17 protein-coding genes are annotated in these 19,405 nt (G+C 69.5%); 5 read left to right on the top strand and 12 right to left on the bottom strand.

Features of this window, described 5'->3' with window-relative positions; all coding sequences use genetic code 11:
- Position 1 precedes the first annotated feature (1 nt).
- From E3T22_RS01500 to mutM, 4 genes are all read left to right on the top strand, one after another.
- Positions 2 to 574, top strand: coding sequence for a DUF177 domain-containing protein (locus tag E3T22_RS01500; protein WP_370291435.1), 573 nt, complete (start codon positions 2 to 4; stop codon positions 572 to 574).
- Positions 575 to 576: 2 nt separating this feature from the next.
- Positions 577 to 780 (top strand): 50S ribosomal protein L32, encoded by a 204-nt coding sequence (gene rpmF / locus E3T22_RS01495; RefSeq protein WP_066596228.1) that lies wholly within the window; start codon positions 577 to 579, stop codon positions 778 to 780.
- A gap of 134 nt (positions 781 to 914) precedes the next feature.
- Complete coding sequence (rnc, locus tag E3T22_RS01490; RefSeq protein WP_088456498.1) at positions 915 to 1,592, top strand: ribonuclease III; 678 nt, start codon at positions 915 to 917, stop codon at positions 1,590 to 1,592.
- Between the two features lie 3 nt (positions 1,593 to 1,595).
- A complete protein-coding gene (gene mutM / locus E3T22_RS01485) occupies positions 1,596 to 2,570 on the top strand; it encodes a bifunctional DNA-formamidopyrimidine glycosylase/DNA-(apurinic or apyrimidinic site) lyase (RefSeq protein WP_134408346.1) in 975 nt (324 codons plus the stop codon).
- Here the strand turns inward: mutM and E3T22_RS01480 are convergent.
- On the bottom strand, positions 2,521 to 3,642 hold the full coding sequence (locus tag E3T22_RS01480; protein WP_134480449.1) for a GNAT family N-acetyltransferase: 1,122 nt from the start codon (positions 3,640 to 3,642) through the stop codon (positions 2,521 to 2,523). The two genes, mutM and E3T22_RS01480, sit on opposite strands and share 50 nt — an antisense overlap.
- A 135-nt stretch (positions 3,643 to 3,777) precedes the next feature.
- Between E3T22_RS01480 and smc the strand changes: the two genes are divergently transcribed.
- Positions 3,778 to 7,317 (top strand): chromosome segregation protein SMC, encoded by a 3,540-nt coding sequence (gene smc / locus E3T22_RS01475; RefSeq protein WP_134480448.1) that lies wholly within the window; start codon positions 3,778 to 3,780, stop codon positions 7,315 to 7,317.
- 27 nt (positions 7,318 to 7,344) lie between these two features.
- Here smc and E3T22_RS01470 read toward each other — a convergent pair whose 3' ends face one another.
- The 11 genes from E3T22_RS01470 to E3T22_RS01420 form a co-directional block, all read right to left on the bottom strand.
- Positions 7,345 to 8,757: an FAD-binding oxidoreductase gene (locus tag E3T22_RS01470; protein ID WP_088456494.1), complete on the bottom strand. Its 1,413-nt coding sequence runs from the start codon at positions 8,755 to 8,757 to the stop codon at positions 7,345 to 7,347.
- Between the two features lie 114 nt (positions 8,758 to 8,871).
- Positions 8,872 to 9,864 (bottom strand): NAD(P)/FAD-dependent oxidoreductase, encoded by a 993-nt coding sequence (locus tag E3T22_RS01465; RefSeq protein WP_241983564.1) that lies wholly within the window; start codon positions 9,862 to 9,864, stop codon positions 8,872 to 8,874.
- Complete coding sequence (gene fdxA, locus E3T22_RS01460) at positions 9,857 to 10,186, bottom strand: ferredoxin (RefSeq protein ID WP_088456492.1); 330 nt, start codon at positions 10,184 to 10,186, stop codon at positions 9,857 to 9,859. Before fdxA ends, E3T22_RS01465 begins: the two co-directional genes overlap by 8 nt.
- On the bottom strand, positions 10,183 to 11,589 hold the full coding sequence (locus E3T22_RS01455; RefSeq protein WP_134480446.1) for an FAD-dependent oxidoreductase: 1,407 nt from the start codon (positions 11,587 to 11,589) through the stop codon (positions 10,183 to 10,185). The genes fdxA and E3T22_RS01455 overlap by 4 nt, the downstream gene beginning before the upstream one ends.
- Before the next feature lie 71 nt (positions 11,590 to 11,660).
- Complete coding sequence (locus E3T22_RS01450) at positions 11,661 to 12,581, bottom strand: ABC transporter permease (protein ID WP_088456490.1); 921 nt, start codon at positions 12,579 to 12,581, stop codon at positions 11,661 to 11,663.
- Positions 12,571 to 13,311 (bottom strand): ABC transporter ATP-binding protein, encoded by a 741-nt coding sequence (locus E3T22_RS01445; RefSeq protein ID WP_198414946.1) that lies wholly within the window; start codon positions 13,309 to 13,311, stop codon positions 12,571 to 12,573. The genes E3T22_RS01450 and E3T22_RS01445 overlap by 11 nt, the downstream gene beginning before the upstream one ends.
- Positions 13,312 to 13,364: 53 nt before the next feature.
- On the bottom strand, positions 13,365 to 14,438 hold the full coding sequence (locus E3T22_RS01440; RefSeq protein ID WP_088456488.1) for an ABC transporter substrate-binding protein: 1,074 nt from the start codon (positions 14,436 to 14,438) through the stop codon (positions 13,365 to 13,367).
- Positions 14,435 to 15,808: a sulfate adenylyltransferase subunit 1 gene (locus tag E3T22_RS01435; protein WP_088456487.1), complete on the bottom strand. Its 1,374-nt coding sequence runs from the start codon at positions 15,806 to 15,808 to the stop codon at positions 14,435 to 14,437. The genes E3T22_RS01440 and E3T22_RS01435 overlap by 4 nt, the downstream gene beginning before the upstream one ends.
- Positions 15,808 to 16,779 carry a sulfate adenylyltransferase subunit CysD gene (gene cysD, locus E3T22_RS01430; protein ID WP_134408341.1) on the bottom strand — a complete coding sequence of 324 codons (972 nt, stop codon included), beginning with the start codon at positions 16,777 to 16,779 and terminating at the stop codon, positions 15,808 to 15,810. The genes E3T22_RS01435 and cysD overlap by 1 nt, the downstream gene beginning before the upstream one ends.
- Positions 16,761 to 17,486, bottom strand: coding sequence for a phosphoadenylyl-sulfate reductase (locus E3T22_RS01425; RefSeq protein WP_088456485.1), 726 nt, complete (start codon positions 17,484 to 17,486; stop codon positions 16,761 to 16,763). The genes cysD and E3T22_RS01425 overlap by 19 nt, the downstream gene beginning before the upstream one ends.
- Positions 17,483 to 19,285 carry a nitrite/sulfite reductase gene (locus tag E3T22_RS01420; RefSeq protein ID WP_103459990.1) on the bottom strand — a complete coding sequence of 601 codons (1,803 nt, stop codon included), beginning with the start codon at positions 19,283 to 19,285 and terminating at the stop codon, positions 17,483 to 17,485. Before E3T22_RS01420 ends, E3T22_RS01425 begins: the two co-directional genes overlap by 4 nt.
- Between the last annotated feature and the right edge of the window lie 120 nt (positions 19,286 to 19,405).

Genomic DNA, 19,405 nt, shown 5'->3' with positions numbered 1-19,405 from the left:
TGTGATCAAGTTCAAGAAGACCCCGTACAAGGTTGACGTTCGCGACGTCATCAACCGCCCGGGAACGATGTACGAGCGCAACATCGACATCGTCGTTCCCAACGACCTCGGTGAAGCGCTCGTTGCCGTGAAAGCCGGCTCCACCCTCGAGGCCGATCTGCGTCTGGAATGCATCCACGAGGGCATCCTGGTGACCGCCGATGTCACCGGAAAAGCCGCCGGAGAGTGCGGAAGATGCCTGATTGACATCGAATTGCCTGTCCGAGTTCATTTTGTTGAACTTTTCGCGTACGCTCTTGATGAAGCTTATGAGTGTGCGGTTCAAGACGACCACGTGGATCTTGAACCTCTCATCAGGGATGCAGTGGTGTTGTCACTGCCGTTCCAGCCGGTTTGCCGGCGGGATTGCCCAGGTCTCGACCCAGAGACCGGGGAACGGCGTGCCACTTCCCCTGAACTCGAACCGAGTGAAGTGCCGGATCCGAGATGGTCCGCACTATTGGAATTCCAAGCTTCCGAAAGCATCAGCACGGATGAGCACATCCATGCTGTACCGGATAGAGAAGAGAAGTAGTCATGGCAGTCCCGAAGCGCAAGCAATCACGCTCCAACACCCGCTCACGCCGTTCCTGCTGGAAGGCCGAAGCCCCCACCCTGGTGAAGACCATGGAAAACGGCAAGGTTGTCTACAGCCTCCCGCACCGCGCGAAGGTCGTCACGGACGCCGCCGGCACCGCACTCTTCATGGAGTACAAGGGCCGTAAGGTCGCTGACGTTTAGTCAGAGCTTCAACCAAGGGGTGGTGCGCAACCGTGTCAGGTTCTGACGCAAATCCCGGAACAGATGCTCCTGCAGCGGTCACTGCTGCAGGAGTTTCTGCTGCCCGGGGACCGACAGGGGCGCCGGAGAATCCGATGGCGGCCCTGCAGGAGATTCTTGGCGTGCAGGTCGACGCCGGTCTTCTCGAACTCGCGTTGACACACCGCTCATACGCGTACGAGAACGGTGGCTTGCCCACGAACGAACGCCTGGAATTTCTGGGCGACTCGATTCTGGGCCAGGCGGTGACCGTGATGCTGTACCGCGATTACCCGCAGCTGCCGGAGGGCGACCTTGCCAAGCGCCGGGCCAGCCTGGTGTCCACGGCCGCCCTGTCCGAAATCGCCCGCGGTATCGGCTTGGGTCGTTTTGTGCGCCTCGGACGTGGGGAAACCCTCACCGGTGGCCGCGACAAGTCGTCGATCCTGGCCGACACCGTCGAGGCGCTCATCGGCGCGGTCTACCTCGACACCGGCGTGGACTCCGCGACGCGTTTTGTCATGCGGCTGTTGCAGCCCATGCTGGCGGACCCCGGCCACTTCGGGATCTCGATGGACCCCAAGACCAGCCTGCAGGAAGCCGCCGCGCGGTTGGGAGCCGGAGTTCCGGTGTACACCGTCGCCGAAAGCGGACCGGACCACTCCAAAGTCTTCGTGGCCACCGTGAGTGTCGGCACCGCCGTGACGGCCACCGGCGAGGGCACCAGCAAGAAGCATGCCGAGATGGCCGCGGCGCTTGAGGCGTGGACCCGCCTGCGTGCCGTGCGCCGCTGACACGTGCCTGAACTTCCCGAAGTCGAGGTCGTGCGGACCGGCCTGGAAACCGCCGTGTCCGGCGCCGCGATCACGGGTGTCGAAATCTTCGACGAGAGGTCCCTTCGTCGCCACGACCGCTCGCTCGGCGATTTCGAAGCGCTCGTGACCGGCGCCCGGATCGAGGCCGCCGTGCGCCGGGGCAAGTTCCTCTGGTTCCCGCTGGCCGTCGCACCGGGGGAGGCGCCGGGGTCGGGCGCGCGCCGGGCCATCGTGGCCCACCTCGGGATGAGCGGACAGGTTTTGTTGCGTACCCCGGGTGAGACCCCGGAAAAGCTGCTGCGCATCCGCCTGACCCTGCAGAACCCCGAACACGGTGAACTGGCCCTGCACTTCGTGGACCAGCGCATCTTCGGCAGCATGGCCGTCGACACGATGCAGGCCACCGACGACGGCCGGTCGGCCGGTTACGCAGGGCCCGGCATGGCCCCAGGCCGGCCAACCACCGGTACCGCGGATGCGCTCCCGGCCTGGTCCGGCCTCATCCCCAGCCAGGTGGCGCACATCGGCCGGGACCCGCTCGACCCGGCGTTCTCCGCCCCGGCCTTCTACCGAGCGCTGACCCGCACCAGGTCAGGCATCAAACGGGTGTTGCTCGACCAGCAGGTCGTCAGCGGGATCGGCAACATCTATGCGGACGAGGCACTCTTCGACGCCCGGGTGCACTTCGACCAGCCGGCCGCGACGCTGTCCGCGGCGAGCGCCCGCCGCCTACTCACCGCCGTCCGCGCGATTCTGCTGCGGGCGTTGGCCGAGGGCGGCACCAGCTTCGACGCCCAGTACGTGAACGTCAACGGACAGTCCGGCTACTTCGCGCACAGCCTCAACGCCTACGGGCAACACGGCAAGCCCTGCCCCCGCTGCGGCACCGACCTCGTGCGGGTCAAATTCATGAACCGCTCGTCGCACTACTGCCCGCGCTGTCAGCGGCTGCGCTGACCTTCCGCCAGGCACCCTCGTAGCCCATCGGAACGAAACCGAGCGCCTCGTTGACGTCGAGCATGTAGCGGTTCTCTTCGGCGTTGAACGTGGTCACCGCCGGATGCCGGGGATGCTCACGGGCCAGGCTTTGCAGATTGGCCAGCTTCATGAGCATGCCGAGCCGGTGTCCGCGGTGTTCCCGAAGCACCAGTGTGTCCTCCTGGGTCACGGCCCGGCTGGTGTCGCCGGGCACCGACAGCTCGGTGAAACCGGCCAGGCGACCGCTGGGCCGGTGCAGGACAGCGGTCACCAGCGTCCGGCCAGGGCCTGCCGCGTACGCGTCCTGTTCGCTGCGTAGCCGCTCCACGCTCCACACGTCTTCAGGCTCTTCCAGACCCGCCGTCGGGGCATCCGTCGACATGCGGGTGTACAGCAGGGCCATGTCCTCGAGCCAGCGCTCCGGGGTGCGCCCGGTCCAGGACAGCAACGCATAATCCTCGCCGGCGCGGGCCGCCGCCTCCCTGAGCTGCCGGGCGAGGACGGCGGGGTCCACCGGCAGTTGCAGCCGGCTGCCGCGTTCCACCTGCTCGAGCCGGTACCCCCTGTGCAGCAGAAAACGCACCTCGGGGTTGGCCAGCGGAACCGAACCGAAACCCGTGGGCGGGACGAGGCGTTCGCCGGGGCCGGGCGGTGAAACCGCGTAGATCACCCTGCTGCTGCGGTGCTCGGCGGCGGCCAGGGTCTCCAGGACGTCCAACAGTGCGCTGCCGATGCCCCGGCCCCGCCATTCGGGCAGGACCTCGACGGTGAACCAGGCGAACTCCGACGACGGGTCCGCCTGCGTCTCGTAGGCGGCCCGGCCCACGATCGCCCCCGCGACGCGGGCCACGAACATCCGACGAGGAGAGTGCTCGGGGGTGAGGTAGCCCGGCAGCAGTTCCTCCGCCGACTGGGCCAGCTCACCGGTGCCGTACGCGTGGGCCTCCACCCGGTTGCGCACGTCGACGGCCGCGACGAACTCCGGCCAACCCGTCGCGCCGGGCGCCGCCGGAACGCTCAATTCATCGATGCCCAACGAATGACTCTCCATGTCCGCAGAGCCTAGACCCGGTGTCGCGGAACTGACACACTCCCGGGGGATCTCGAGGCGGTCAGATCCCAGTAAACGAGCGGCGGTCCGGTACCGTGGACTGAGTCAGACACTTTAGCGGGAAGGACGAGCGGGTTGTACCTGAAGAGCCTCACCCTCAAAGGTTTCAAGTCCTTCGCGCAGTCGACGACCTTCGCGTTCGAACCCGGCGTCACCTGCGTCGTGGGTCCCAACGGCTCCGGCAAGTCCAACGTTGTTGACGCCCTGGCCTGGGTGATGGGCGAGCAGGGGGTGAAAACGCTCCGTGGCGGCAAGATGGAGGACGTCATCTTCGCCGGCACCTCCACCAGGGGACCGCTTGGCCGCGCCGAGGTGATCCTGTCGATCGACAACAGCGACGGGGCGTTGCCCATCGAATACGCCGAGGTGACCATCTCGCGCACCCTGTTTCGCAACGGCGGCAGCGAGTACGCCATCAACGGCCGCACCTGCCGGCTGCTCGACGTGCAGGAGCTGCTCAGCGACTCCGGTCTCGGCCGGGAGATGCACGTCATCGTCGGCCAGGGCCAGTTGGATGCCGTGCTGCGCGCCAGCCCGGAGGAACGCCGCGGTTTCATCGAGGAAGCCGCCGGAATCCTCAAGCACCGTCGCCGCAAGGAAAAGACCGTGCGCAAGCTCGAGGCCATGCAGACCAACCTCACCAGGCTCAGCGACCTCGCCGGGGAGATCCGCCGGCAGCTCAAGCCGCTCGGCCAACAGGCTCAGGTGGCCAGGCAGGCCCAGCAGATCGCCGCCACCGTGCGGGACGCGCGGGCGCGGCTGCTCGCCGATGATGTGATCGTGCTGCGCAGGGCCCTTGACGCCCACGGCCGCACCGAAAGCGAACGGCACTCCGAACGCCTGGTGGTCCAGGAACAGCTCGACCACAACCAGGTGCGGGTGCGCCGGCTGGAGGACGCGCAGGTAGGCGATGCCGTGGACATCGCCCGGCGCACGGCGTTCGCCCTTGAATCCGCCCAGGAACGGCTGCGCGGGCTGTACACCCTCGCCAACCAGCGGCTCGCCCTGCTGGGCGCCCAGGCTGAACCTGTCGAACGGGCCTCGAGCGTCACCCCGCAGCGGGTCGAGGATGCCGCGGCGGAAGTGGACCGCCTGCGGGCGGGCATCGCGACGGCCGAGGACGTCTGGGCCAGGGCACGCACCACGACGGCCTCGGTGCGCCGCGACTTGGACGCCGTCGACGACGAGATCGCAGCACAGTCCGCCCTCGTCTCCCGTCATGACCTCGAGGTGTCCCAGCTCGCCGGCGAGTCCGACACCGCGGCGTCCCGATTGGCCGCTGTGCGCGGGGAGGTGCTGCGCCAGCAGGATGCCCTCGACTCCGCCCGCGATCGACTCGCCGCATCCCGCCAGCAGCTGGCCGACCTCGACGAGGACGCCGACGACGCGGCGAACGATGTCGACCTCGACGAGGTCGTGGACCTAGCCCAGGCCGAGGTGTCGCAGGCCGAGGCCGAGATCGAGCGGCTCCGCGAGCTCCTGCACGGCCAGGAGCGGGAACGGGATGCGCTGGCGGCCCGCACGAGCGCCCTCACCCTGGCACTCGGCCAAAAAGACGGTTCCTCGGCCCTCCTCGAAGCCGACCTGGCCGGCATCCGCGGTCTGGTCGCCGAGGTCATGAGCGTGCGCCCCGGTTTCGAGCGCGCCGTCGCGGCGGCGCTCGGCTCCCTCGCCGATGCCGTGGCCGCCGATGACCGGGATGCCGCGGTCGCCGCGGTCGGACACGCAGACGCGCTACACCTCGGCCGGGTGGAACTGGTGCTCGCCGGGGCCGCCGACGCCGGGTCCGCCGGGTCTGCTGCTCAACCGGACCTCTCCGGCCTGCCGGGAGTCGTGGCCGCGCACACCGTCGTCGACGCACCGCCCGGCGTGCTCGGGCTGCTCGAGGGCACCCTCATCGTCGACGATCTGACCGCCGCCGTCGCGGCATCCGATGCCCTGGCCTCGTCTGGGCAGGGATCGACAGCCACCATCATCACCCGCGCGGGGGATGTGCTCACCGCCCACGCGTTGCGCGGCGGCTCCGGTGCCGCCCCCAGCAAACTGGAACTCGTCACCGAACGTGACGAGGCCGCGCACCGACTGGCCGAGGTGACGAGCCTGCTCGGCATCGTCTCCGGCGATCTCGGCGAACAGCGCACCCTCCTGGCCGGCGCTCGGGACCGGTCCAGGTCGGCCCAGGCCCGGCTCCGCGAGCACAACACCCTGGCGGCCGCCCGCGCGGACCGGCGCAACCGACTGACCGTGCAGGTCGACGCCGCGGCCGCGGATTTTGACAGGCTGTCGGCCGCGGCCGAGCTCGCCTCCTCAGGAGTCGCCGAGGCCGAGAGCGCCGCCAGGAAAGCAGCCGCCGCTCTGGACATCAGACGCTCCACGCCGCGGCCCATCCTCGACGTCACCGCCCGCGACGCCCTGTACGCAGAACTCGAGCGGGCCAGGGAGACCGAGATCGAGTCGCGTCTGCAGGTGGATACCGCCAAAGAGCGCCTGCGTGGCGGCCAGGCCCGCGTTCTCTCCCTGACCCGGCAACTCGAATCCGACCGGGCCGAGGCGGACGCCGCCGCCCGCCGGGCCGTTCTCCGCCGCCGGCAGGTGGATGCAGCATCCGCCGTTGCCGACGCGCTGCCGGCGGTGCTCGCGTCGGTCGACGGCGCCGTGGCCCAGGCGCGGCAGCGGCTGGCCGTCGCCGAGGCCGAACGGACCAGCCAGAACGACGAGCTGAGCACCCTCCGTCGGGCCGAGAGCGAACTGCGCAGCCGGTTGCAGGCCATCACGGAAAACGTACACGGCCTCGAACTGGCGATCTACGAGAAAAAACTGCAGTTGTCGGCGCTTCTCGAGCGCGCCGCCAGCGAACTGGGCCTGGTGGAGGACGTCCTCGTCGGCGAATACGGCCCGGACCAGCTCGTGCCCGCCGACGGCGAGGCCTCATCGGCCACGCCGTACGACCGGGAGGAGCAACGGGCGCGCCTGGCGGCCGCCGAACGCAAGTATGCCCGTCTGGGGCGGATCAACCCGCTCGCGCTCGAGGAATTCGCGGCGCTGGAACAACGCCACCTATTCCTCACCGAGCAGCTCACCGACCTCACCACCACCAGGGCCGATCTGATGACCATCATCGAGGACATCGACGTGAAGATGGGGACCATTTTCGCCAGCGCTTTCGAAGACACCCAGGCGGCCTTCGCCGAGGTGTTCCCGGTGCTGTTCCCCGGTGGCAGCGGCAGCATCCAGCTCACCGACCCCGCGAACATGCTCACCACCGGGATCGAGGTGTCGGTGAAGCCGGCGGGCAAGAAGATCGAGCGGCTGTCGCTGCTCTCCGGCGGCGAACGGTCGCTGGCCGCTGTGGCCCTGCTCATCGCGATCTTCAAGGCCAGGCCGAGCCCGTTCTACATCATGGACGAGGTCGAGGCCGCGCTGGACGACGCGAATCTGGGCCGGCTGCTGACCATCTTCGAGGATCTGCGGGCCACCAGCCAGCTCATCGTCATCACCCACCAGAAGCGCACCATGGAAATCGCGGATGCGCTGTACGGCGTCTCGATGCGGCAGGACGGAGTGTCCGCTGTGGTCGGCCAGCGCATCGTGCGTGAGACGGAACAGGCGTCCTGAGCCACGTCTCGTGTCGCTACGTCTCGGCTAGGCCGGCAGCGGCCGGTTGCTGCGGAACAGGTTCTCCGGGTCGACCCTCGCCTTGATCCCGGCCAGGCGTTGCAGATCCTCCGGCGTGAACGCCACGCCCAGATCCTGGCCGGCCGCGAGCATCGTCGGCACGATGCGGGGCACACCCACGGCATGCACGGTGTCCTCCAGCGGCTGGAACACCAGATGGCGGTCGGAGGCGGCCGGAACCGGCGCGCCCGGCGGCAGGATCGCCGCCGCGAAGAGCATGAACCCGGCGTCGAGGTGGCCGACGACTCCGTCGGCGCCGACCGTCGGGTCGCCGATCAACCCGCCCAGCGGCCGCAGCTGCAGCAGGGACAGTCCGGCGTAGCTCGCGGTGTGGAACGCCTCGACGAGGCTCGCGATGGTGGCGGTGTCGAGATCGCTGACGGTCCTGGACCAGTCCAGCGTCGCCGAGGGTTCCTGCGGTTCACCGGATACCTCGCCCAGCTGGCCGATCGAGAACGGCCGGCACAGGTTGGCGATGACCGGGGCGATCGACACGAGCGGAGCGAGCAGGGCGCTCCCCGCCGCTTCCGACCCCACAAAAACCGCATCAACCTGGGTGAAGCTCCGCCCGCGCAGAAGCTCGGGCACCTGCTCGACGTCGGGCAGGTTGATCAGGCCCAGGAACAGGCTCAGTTCCGGCGGCGCATCCAGCAGGATGTCGGCCGCGGCTCCGAAGACCACCTCGGCCGATTCGGCGGGAAACAGGATCTTGCCGCCGAAGAGGTCGGCCGCCGGGTACAGCTCGATCTCCAGGGCGGTCACCACGCCGAAAAGCCCGCCGGCGCCTCGCAGGCCCCAGAGCAGATCCGGGTCGCTGTCTTTGGTGACGCGGCGCAGCACCCCGGTGGCGTCGATCAGCTCGACGGCTCGAATCGAGTGCGCGGCCAGCCCCTGCCACCGGCTGAACCAGGAGTGCCCGCCGGAGAGCAGGTACCCCGTGACGCTGACGTCGGGGTTGGTGCCGGCCAGAGCGATCAGGCCGGTGCCGTCGAGACGGTTGAGCAGGGTGACCCAGGGCACGCCGGCGCCGACGCGTGCGAACCGGGCGACGACATTCACGGTGACCTCGTCGAAGGCACTGGTGCGCACGAGGATCTGGCCGGCGAGGTCGGCGGCGGCGCCATGCCCCCGCGGCTGCACGGTCACTCCCAGGCCGGCCTCCCTGGCCGCGACGATGACCTGCCTGAGGTCGCGCACAGAGCGCGGCCGCACGACGGCGCTCGGCTGCTGGTCGACGGCGAGGTTCCACGGGGCGCGGGCGTCGTCCCAGCCTGCTTCGCCGGGCAGCACCAGAGCGCCTTCGAGAATCCCGCTGAGGGCGATGAGGGCAGGATGCGCGCCGGACGCCGGCGATTGCATGGGCTGTGGTGGGGTGCTCATGGGCGTCCTTTCGACGGGCGATGCTTTCACCGACGCAAGGCCGACCCGCGCGGCGACTACCGTGACGATACCCAGCACCGCGGCGGCCCGCCACCCCGGGCGCCGGTGCACCTGTCAGTGTGCGGTGCTTACCCCCAGCAGGTCCTGGCTGATGATCGCGGCCGTGCGGGCACCGGCGCCGGCCGCCACGATCAGCTGCTGGGGTCCGGGCGCCGCGACGTCCCCGGCGGCGTAGAGCCCCGGCACGCTGGTGCGCCCGTTGCGGTCGGTGAGCAACTGGGCGTGCGCGTCCCCGGCGACGTTCAGCCCGGTCAGGAACTCCACGGCGGGATGCCAGAGCGGCCGCACGAACCCGCCGGTGACCGGGATCCGGTCACCGCCAGACACCCACACCGAGGCGAGCCGCCCCCGGTCGCCTTCGAGGTCGGTGATGCGGCGTCGTTCGACGCTGATGCCGCGCCCGCGCAGCACCCGTTCCTGGCCGGCGGAGACGGCGCCGGTCTCGTCGCTGAAGAGTGCGCCGTTGGTGAACACCGTCAGCGTGCGGGTCCACTGGGAGACCAGGAGCGCCCGGGCGAACAGGTCCTCGGTCTCGCCGATCAGGGCCAGCGGTTGATCACCCAGCTCGTAGCCGTCGCAGGCGGCGCAGCTGAACAGGCTCATGCCATAGAACCCGCGGATGTTGGGAACATCCGGAAGCGTCTCGCGCAGCCCGGTGGCCACGAGCACCGCGCGGCTGGCCACGGTTCGACCGGCACTTGACGGGCTTCCGAGCGTCACGGTGAACGGGTGCGAGTCGTCCTCCTCGGACAGCTCGCGGGTTCGCCGGACCGCGCGCACCGAGGTACGCCGCAAGATCTGGGCGCCTGGATAGCCCTCGACCTCTGCCCTGGCCAGCCGGCGCAGCTCGTGCGGAGGGACCCCGTCCCTGGTGAGGAAGCCGTGCGAGATCATGGTCGCCGCGTTCCGGGGCCGGTCGCTGTCGATGACGAGCACGGTGAGGCGGGCCCTGCTCAGGTTCAGCGCCGCCGAGAGGCCGGCAGGACCGGCGCCGATCACGACGCAGTCGTAGCGGTCCTGGTCGTCGTGCTCCAGGGCCTCAGCCACCGAGTGCGCCCTGGCGAGGCAGCTCGGCGATGACCGGGTGGTCGTAGCCGAGCACACCGGTTTTCGCGGCGCCGCCGGGGGAGCCGAGCTCGACGAAGAAGTCCACATTGGCCCGGTAATAGTCGGACCAGGCTTCGGGCAGGTCGTCCTCGTAGTAGATGGCCTCCACCGGGCAGACCGGTTCGCAGGCGCCGCAGTCGACACACTCGTCGGGGTGGATGTACAGGGACCGTTCGCCCTCGTAGATGCAGTCGACCGGGCACTCGTCCACGCAGGCGCGATCCTTCACGTCCACGCAAGGCAGCGCGATGACATAGGTCACGAGGACACCAGCGAGACTTCGGCGGCGATCAGCACCTGCTCGTCGCGGGGCACGACCTTCACCCGTTCCCGGGTCACCTCCGACAGGTCGGCATCGCCGAGGGCCCGTTCGTGGGCGTCCAGGGCCAGCCAGCCGGGCCAGGTGGTGTAGCGGATGCCGCGCTCGCCGAGCAGTCGCAGGACGGCGTCCTGGGCGGGGTCGGCCGGTTCAGGCAGCAGTGCCAGGTCCTCGACCAGGTGGGTGATCGTCTCCAGTGCGTCGCCCTTGGTGTGGCCGATCAGCCCGACCGGGCCACGCTTGATCCAGCCCGTGGTGTAGAGCCCGGGCAGGGGCGTGCCGTGCTCGTCGATGACGCGGCCTTCGTCGCTGGTGATGACGCCGCGGGCGTCGTCGAAGGGCACATCGGGCAGCGCGCTGCCGCGGTAGCCGACCGCGCGGTAGACGGCCTGCAGCGGGTAGTCGAGGATCTGCCCGGTGCCGCGCACGCCCCCGTCGCCGGTCGGCGTGGTGCGTTCGAAGCGCATCCCCTCGACTCTGTCGGTGCCGTAGACCTCTACCGGGCTGTGCAGGAAGTGCAGGTGCAACCGCCGGGGCGCTCCGGTGGGCTCCCGGGTGAGCCAGCCGTTCAGGGTGCGGCTCATCACCTTGACCTGGTTGCTGGATGCGGCCAGGCGGGCCTCGGAGTCGGCGTCCCTGGGGAAGTCCTCCTCGTAGACGATCACGTCGACGTCGGGGATATCGCCGAGTTCGCGCAGCTCTATCGGGGTGAACTTCACCTGGCCGGGACCGCGCCGGCCGAAGACGTGCACGTCGGTGACCGGCGAGCCCGCCAGGCCGTCGTGCACGTTGGCGGGGACGTCGGTGCTGAGCAGGTCGGCGGGGTGCTTGGCCAGCATCCGCGCCACGTCGAGGGCCACGTTGCCGTTGCCGATCACCGCGATGTCGGTGGCGTCCAGCGGCCAGTCCCGCGGCACATCCGGATGCCCGTCGAACCACGAGACGAAGTCGGCCGCTCCGTAGGATCCGGGCAGGGTGATGCCGGGGATCGGCAGGTCGGCGTCGCGGATCGCCCCGGTGGCGAAGATGACGGCGTGGTAGTGCCGGCGCAGGTCGGCCAGGCTCAGGTCGGTGCCGTAGCCCACGTTGCCGAGGAACCTGATGGTGCCGGCATCGAGCATCTCGTGCAGGGAGGTGACGATGCCCTTGATGCGGGGATGGTCGGGGGCCACGCCGTAGCGGATCAGGCCGTAGGGGGCGGGCAGGGTGTCGAACAGGTCGATGCCGACCTCACCGCCGGTCGCCCGCACGGCCGTGCCGAGGATGTTGCCGGCGTAGATGCCGGCGGGGCCGGCGCCGATGATGGCGACGCGCAGTGGCTGGGGCGCGGAGGGCGTCCGGGTCATGAGTGGCCTTTCGAAAGAGCGGGGTCGGACGTGCGTGACGGGGTGGGGTGAATCGGTGGGTCCTGGTTCGCCTACCGGCGCGCGCCGGGGGTGAGGCCACGGCGGCGCAGGAGCCGGCGCTCGAGCGGGGCGAAGGCGGTCAGTTCCACCAGAATGCCCACGGCGAGGATGACCAGGATGGTCGCGAGCACCGCGGAAAGGTCGGCGAGTTCCCGGCTCTGCTGCAGCATGGTGCCGAGCCCGAATCCGATCGAGCCGCCTACCACGATGATCTCCGCAGCCATCAGGGACCGCCAGGCGAAGGCCCACCCCTGTTTGAGCCCGGAGAAGTACCCGGGCAGGGCGGCCGGGAGCACGACCAGGGTGGCGAGTTCGATGCGGGAGGCGCCCAGCACGGTGCCGACCTTGCGCAGCTGCGGGGGAACCTGGTCGATGCCGGAGACCAGCCCGTTCGCGATCGACGGGACGGCGCCCATCAGCACCACGAAGTAGACGGTGGCGTCGGTCAGGCCGAACCAGATGATCGCGGCGGGCACCCAGGCCACGGACGGCAGCACCTGCAGACCGGACAGGAGCGGCCCGAGGGCACGCCGGAGCAGCCGCCACTCGGCCAGCAGCAGCCCGAGCGGTGTACCGATCGCGACGGCGATGAGGAAGCCGGCTCCGCCGCGGGACAGGCTGGTGAGAACCGCCTGCTGCAGTCGGCCGTCGTTCCACTGCTCGACAAGCGACCCGGCCACGTTCACCGGGCCCGGTGCCAGGTCGGGTCGGGGCTGGGCGATCACGGTGTAGAACTGCCAGGCCACGATCAGCGCCACCACCAGCAGGACCGGTGGCAGCACCCCGCCGAGAAACCGGCGCCAGCGGCCCTTCTCGGTCAAGGGCACGGTCTGGAGGGCGTCCAAACCTGATTCGAGGCGTCGGAGCTCGTCGTGATCACCGACGCTGCGGGGCGCGGCGGAAGAACTGTGCAGCTTGGTGTCAGGCAGCATTGCGGCGGATCTCCTCTCGTAGCTGGTCGGTGATCTCGATGGCCAGGCGGGACACCTCGGGGGACTCGATCCGCCGGGTCCCGGTGTCGTCGATGCGCCATTCGTTGGCGATGCGGCCCGGGCGAGAGGACATGAGCACCACCCGCTGGCCGAGCCGGGCGGCCTCGCGCACGTTGTGGGTGACGAAGATGATGGTGCGGCCGGTCTCCCGCCAGACCCGCTCCAGTTCCTCGTGCAGCAGGTCCCGGGTGATGGCGTCGAGGGCCGCGAAGGGTTCGTCCATCAGTAGGACCTTGCGGTCCTGGGCGAGGGCCCTGGCCAGGGCCACTCGCTGGCGCATGCCGCCGGAGAGCTCGTGCGGGCGTTTCTGGGCGGCATCGGCGAGGTTGACGAGGTCGAGCAGCTCCAGGGCCTGGGCGCGGCGCTGGGATCTGGGCACCCCCCGGAGCTTGAGAGCGAGTTCGACGTTGCGTCCGGCGGTCAGCCACGGGAAGAGCGCCGACTCCTGGAACATCACCGCCGCGTTGCCGCTGGTCACGGTGACCGTGCCCTCGGTCGGGTGTTCGAGACCGGCGATGATGTTGAGCAGGGTGGATTTGCCGCAGCCGGAGGCGCCGAGCAGGCAGAGGAACTCGCCGGTTGCCACGGTGAGGGTGATGTTGTCCAGAACGACAGGGCCGGTCGGTCCGAACCGTTTGCCGAGTGAGTCGATGCGGATTGCCGGAGTCACACCGAGAGGCTGCGTGGTCGGTGCCTGGGGCGTGTCGGTGACGGTCTGCACGATTACTCGGTTCCGAGCCCGGCAGCGGCGACCGGTTGCCCGCCGGCCGCCGTGAGGACCCTGTTCAGCGGTGCCAGGTCGAAGAGCCCGTCCAGGCTCCCGGTTTTGGCGGTGCCGACGTCGACTCCGGCCTGCAGCAATGGAGGGAAGGCCGCCGCGAGCGGGTCGGTCGTGAACGTCACGCCGGTGAGGGCGCGGGCGAGAACTGCGTCCGGCAGCGGCGTTCCGGTGTCCGCAACGAGGGTGCGGTTGATCGCGGCGGCGGCCTGGTCGGGGTTGGCGGTGAGCCAGTCGACTGATGCCGTGTGGCCGGCGACGAGATCCTGCACGGTTTCCGGATGCGCGGCCAGGAAGTCGGTCCCCACCACCAGCACCGTGGTCGGGAACGCGCCGTCCGGCCAGAGCGAGGCCTCATCGACGAGGACGGTGGCACCGGCCTCGAGGATGAACCTGGACACCCAGGGTTCGGGGAGCCACGCGCCGTCGATCTTGCCGCTCTGGAAGAGGGTGAGGGCCTGGGCGTTGTCGGTCGGGGCGATATCCACGTCGACGTCGCCGCCGGTGGTGCTTGTCGAGTAGCCCTGCTCGCCGAGCCAGGAGCGCAGCGCGACATCCTGCGTGTTGCCCAACTGCGGGCTGGCGATCGTGGTTCCAGCCAGGTCGCTCGCGTCGGTGATTCCGGGTCGCACGACCAGCGCGGCCCCGCCGCTGGTGGCCCCGGCCACGATCCGAACCGACTGGCCGGCGCTCTGCACAAAACTGTTCACCGCGGGGTTGGGGCCCAGGTAGGCCGCGTCGATGGCCCCGGCGCTGAGGGCTTCGATGGCGGCGGGGCCGGCGCCGAAGACCTGGGTGGTCAGCGTGGTGTTGCCGAGCGCATCCGCCAGCAGCCCCTGATCCAGCCCGACCAGTGCCGGGGCGTGGGTGACGTTGTCGAAGTAGCCCAATCGGAGCTCGGCGGCCGGCCCGGCCGGTTCCGCGGCACTGCGGGAGACGGAGCATCCGCCCAGCAGCACTGGAATCAGGGCGGCGGCCAACAGGAGGCGGCCGGCCGGACGGGCGGTGCGGGCGCTCATGCCTGCCCTCCGGTTCCGGCAGCAGTCCCGGCAACCGTCCTGGCATTGGTCCCGGCAGCCGTCACGATTCCGGCGGCCAGTGTCGCGCCATCCTGCGGCTGGATCACCAGGAACGCGCCGGCTCTTCGGTTCGCCGCGTAGGTTTCCACCGGGAGGGCGGCGGACAGCCGCACGGTGACCTGTCCGATGTCGTTGATCTCGAGCGCTGGAGCGACTTCGAGGTCCAGGGTGTCCAGGTTGAGCCGGCCGGTGATGGTTCCGACGATGGCCTGCACGGTGTGCGTGCCGAACTTGACCAGCACCCGGGCGCCGGGCTGCAGGGCCCGGGGGTCGAGCCAGAACAGGTCGGCGGCCAGCTCCTTCACGGGTTCGGGCATGGTGCCGGCCGTGCCGATGACGGCGCCGCGGGCGATGTCGAGGTCGTCGCGCAGCCGCAGGGCGACCGACTGCGGTGCCACGGCCTCGTCAAGTGCGATTCCGGCGAAGTCGATGCCGGTCACGACGGTGCTGGCGCCGCCGGGGGTCACCGTGACGGTGTCGCCCACCCGCACGGTTCCTGACGCCACCTGGCCGGCGTACGCCCGGTAGTCGCGGTAGTCCGCGGCGTCTTCCGGCGCAACGGCGACGGCGCCCTGGGGGCGCAGCACGAGCTGCACCGGCAGCCTGAACGACTCCACATTCGTGGCGACGTCGTCAGCGGCGGGCAGGGTCTCCAACAGCTCGAGCAGGCTCGGGCCGTCGTACCAGGGCGTGTTCGGCGACCTCTCGACGACGTTGTCGCCCACGAGGGCCGAAACCGGGATGACGTGCACAGCGCCCAACCCCAGCTCGTCGGTGACCCGGCGCACGGCCGCGGCGACAGCGCCGAACGCGGCCTCGTCGTAATCCTGCAGATCGATCTTGTTCACCGCGATGACGATGTGGGGCACCCGCAGCAGTTTCACGACGGACAGGTGCCTTCGAGTCTGTTCGAGCACGCCCTTGCGCGCGTCGATGAGCATGATGACGGCATCCGCCGTGGTGGCGCCGGTGACCATGTTGCGGGTGTACTGAACGTGGCCGGGGCAATCGGCCAGGATGAACGAGCGCTGATCGGTGGCGAAGTACCGGTAGGCAACGTCGATGGTGATGCCCTGCTCGCGCTCGGCCCGGAGCCCGTCGGTGAGCAGCGCAAAATCGATGCCGCCGGCCGCGCCGCCGAAGCCGCGCTCGGTGGAGGTACGGGTGACGGTGTCGAGCTGGTCGGCGAGGATCGCCTTCGAATCGTGCAGCAGCCGGCCGACCAGGGTGGACTTGCCGTCGTCGACGGAACCGGCGGTCGCGAATCTGAAGAGGGTGCCCTCTGAACGTTCGAGCTGTACCTGAGTCATTAGAAATACCCGTCCTTCTTGCGATCTTCCATGGCGGCTTCTGAGATCCGGTCATCGGCGCGGGTCGCGCCGCGTTCGGTGATGGTGCTCACGGCGATTTCGCGTACGACGTCCTGCACGGATGCGGCGTCGGAGTCGACGGCGCCGGTGCAGCTCATGTCGCCCACGGTGCGGTACCTGACCGTGCGCGAGACGACGGTCTCATTGGCCAGCGGGGCGCTGACCGGGCCGACGGCGCGCCACATGCCGTCGCGACGGTAGACCTCGCGCTCGTGCGCGTAGTACAGCGGGGGCAGCCTGATGCCCTCCCGCTCGATGTAACGCCAGACGTTGAGCTCGGTCCAGTTGCTGATCGGGAACGCCCGTACGTGCTGGCCCACAGTGTGGCGGCCGTTGTAGAGGTTCCAGAGTTCGGGGCGCTGGTTGCGCGGGTCCCACTGGCCGAACTCGTCGCGGAGCGAGAGGATGCGCTCCTTCGCACGGGCCTTGTCCTCGTCGCGGCGGGCACCGCCGAAGACGGCGTCGTGGCGGCCGGCGGCGATCGCGTCGAGCAGCGGCAACGTCTGCAGGGGGTTGCGGGTGCCGTCGGCGCGTTCCGTCAGGCGGCCGTCGTCGATATAGTCCTGCACCCTGGCCACCTCGAGGCGGAGACCCAGACGGGCCACGGTCTCGTCACGGAACTCGAGGACCTCGGGAAAGTTGTGCCCGGTGTCCACGTGCAGGAGCGGGAACGGCACCTTCCCCGGCCAGAACGCCTTCGCGGCCAGGTGCAGCACGACCACCGAGTCCTTGCCGCCGGAGAACAGCAGCACGGGGCGTTCGAACTCGGCGACCACCTCACGGATGATGTGTATCGCCTCGCTCTCGAGCACGTCGAGCTGGCTCAACCCGGTGCTGTCGGTGGAAGCGGCGCGGTCGATGGCGCGGTCGATGGTGGGGGCGGGGAGAGCGTTCACAGGTGGAGTCCGCATTCTGTCTTCGCCAGGCTGGCCCAGCGTCCGGATCGGGGATCGTCGCCTTCGGCGACGGGTTTGGTGCACGGCGCGCAGCCGATGGAGGGGTAGCCCTGGGCCATCAGCGGATTGATCGGCACGTTGTGCGTGCCGGCGTAGTCCAGGATGTCCTCGAAGCTCCAGGCGGCGAGCGGATTGACCTTGACGAGGCCGTTACGTTCGTCCCAGGCGATCAGCGGCGTGTTCGCCCGGGTGGGCGCCTCGTCGCGGCGTACGCCGGTGAACCAGACCTCGTAGCCACCGAGCACCCGGTGCAGGGGATCGACCTTGCGCAGCGCGCAGCACAGGTTCGGGTCCCTGGCGAACAGCTCGGAACCGTGCTCGGCGTCCTGCTCGGTCACCGTGCGCTCGGGCAGCACGTCGACGATGCGTACGGGCAGCAGCCTGGCCACGTCGCCCCGGGTGTCGTGGGTCTGGGCGAAGTGGTAGCCGGTGTCGAGGAAAAGCACGTCAACGCCGGGCAGTCGCCGGGACACGGCGTGGGGGAGCACGGCGTCGGCCATCGAGCAGGCGACCGCGGCGGCCTCCGCGCCGAAGTTGCGGGCCACCCAGGCGATGACCTCGTCGGCGGATGCCTCGTCCAGCTCGGCAGCGCCGGCCGCGGCCAGGGCGCGCAGCTCGTCGGGGGAGCGGCGGGTGCTCGTGGGAGTGCCGGTGCTGCTCATAACAGAGCCTCCTCGTTTGCGCGGTGCGCCCAGACCGCGAAGGTCTCGGTGTCACCCCTGTCGGCCAGGAAACGGAGGACGATGCGCTCCACATAGTCCGCGAGGTCGTCTGCGGTGACCTTGAGACCACGCACGGTGCGGCCGAGGCCGGCCTCATCGCGGCCGACGGAGGCCAGGCCCCCGCCGAGGTGCACCTGGAAACCGGGGACCTGGCCGCCGTTCCCGTCGGCGAGGAGCTGGCCTTTGAGGCCGATGTCGGCGGTCTGGATGCGGGCGCAGGAGTTGGGGCAGCCGTTCACGTGCAGGCTGATCGGTTGCGGCACGTCGATGCCGGCCAAGCGTTTCTCGAGTTCGAGAACGGCGTCGGTCGCGGTCTGCTTGGTCTCGACGATGGCGAGCTTGCAGAACTCGATGCCGGTGCAGGCGATGGTCGTACGGCGGAACAGGCTGGGGCGGGCGGCGAGGCCGAGCGTGTCGAGGGCGGTGATGAGCGGTTCGACGTCTTCTTCTCGGATGTCCAGAAGTACGAGTTTCTGGTGCGGCGTGGTGCGCAGCCGCCCGGAGCCGTGCTGCTCGAGGAGGTCGGCGAGTCGTGTGAGCATGGTGCCGGAGACCCGGCCGACAAACGGGGTGACACCGATGTAGAACCGGCCGTCGACCTGCTTGTGCACGCCGATGTGGTCACCGTGCTGGGTCGGCGTCGGGGCGGGCGGGCCGTCGGGCAGTGCCTCGAACAGATACTCGTCTTCAAGGACCTGACGGAATTTCTCCGGCCCCCAGTCCGCCAGCAGGAACTTCAACCTGGCCTTGTTGCGCAGGCGCCGGTACCCGTAGTCGCGGAAGATGGAGGCAACGCCGAGCCACACGTCGGCGACCTTCTCGGGTGAGACGAAGGCACCCAGGCGCTCGCCGAGCCGGGGGTTGGCCGAGAGGCCGCCACCCACCCAGAGGTCGTAACCGAGGCCGAGCTCCGGATGCCGCAGGGCGACGAAGCCGACGTCGTTGATCTCGTGCACAACATCCTGGCTCGGGTGCCCGGTCAGAGCGGTCTTGAACTTGCGGGGGAGGTTCGCGAGTTCGGGGACCCCGATGTACCGCGCCGTGATGTCGGCGATCGTGTCGGTCGGGTCGAGGAGTTCGTCGACGGCGATGCCGGCGACGGGGGAGCCGAGCACCACGCGAGGCACATCGCCGCAGGCTTCGGTGGTCTGCAGGCCGACGGCCTCGAGGCGGCGCCAGATTTCGGGAACGTCCTCGACCCGGATCCAGTGCAGCTGGATGTTCTGCCGGTCGGTGAGATCGGCGGTGTCCCGGGCGAATTCCTCGGAGATCTGACCGATGACCCTCAGCTGGCCGGTGCTGAGCTGGCCGCCGTCGATGCGCACCCGCAGCATGAAATAGGCGTCTTCGAGTTCGTGGGGTTCGAGGGTCGCGGTCTTTCCGCCGTCGATACCGGGCTTGCGCTGAGTGTAGAGGCCCCACCAACGGAACCGGCCGTGCAGGTCCGTGCTTTCGATGGAGTCGAACCCGTCTCGGGAATAGATCTTCTCGATCCGCTCGCGCACGTTCAGCCCGTTGTCTACTTGCTTCCAGGCCTCGTTGCCGTTGAGCGGCTCGGTGCCGTCGACTTTCCACTGGCCGTTCGGCCGGGAGGCGGGTCGCGGACGATGGCCGGCCTCGGTCTGCGGCTGGGTGGTCTGGCTCTGTGGCACTGAGGTCCTCCTCGTTGAACGCGGGCGCTGCTCCGCCAGGCTGCGCGGCGTGCTGGGAAATCTACCGAGCCTGCGCCGCAACGTCATGGCGAGGCGTCACAGCCGGTCACGCTCCGTAGCGGGGCGTCACGAAGGCGCGGCCGACGCCCCGAGTGAATATGGTGTCGCGGTGCGCACTGGTGCCCGGCGTCGACGGCGGGGTCGGCA

Source organism: Cryobacterium sp. TMB3-10 (assembly GCF_004402305.1).
In the GTDB taxonomy this organism is placed as follows: Bacteria; Actinomycetota; Actinomycetes; order Actinomycetales; family Microbacteriaceae; genus Cryobacterium; species Cryobacterium zongtaii.
This window is presented reverse-complemented; position numbering and strand designations above follow the sequence as displayed.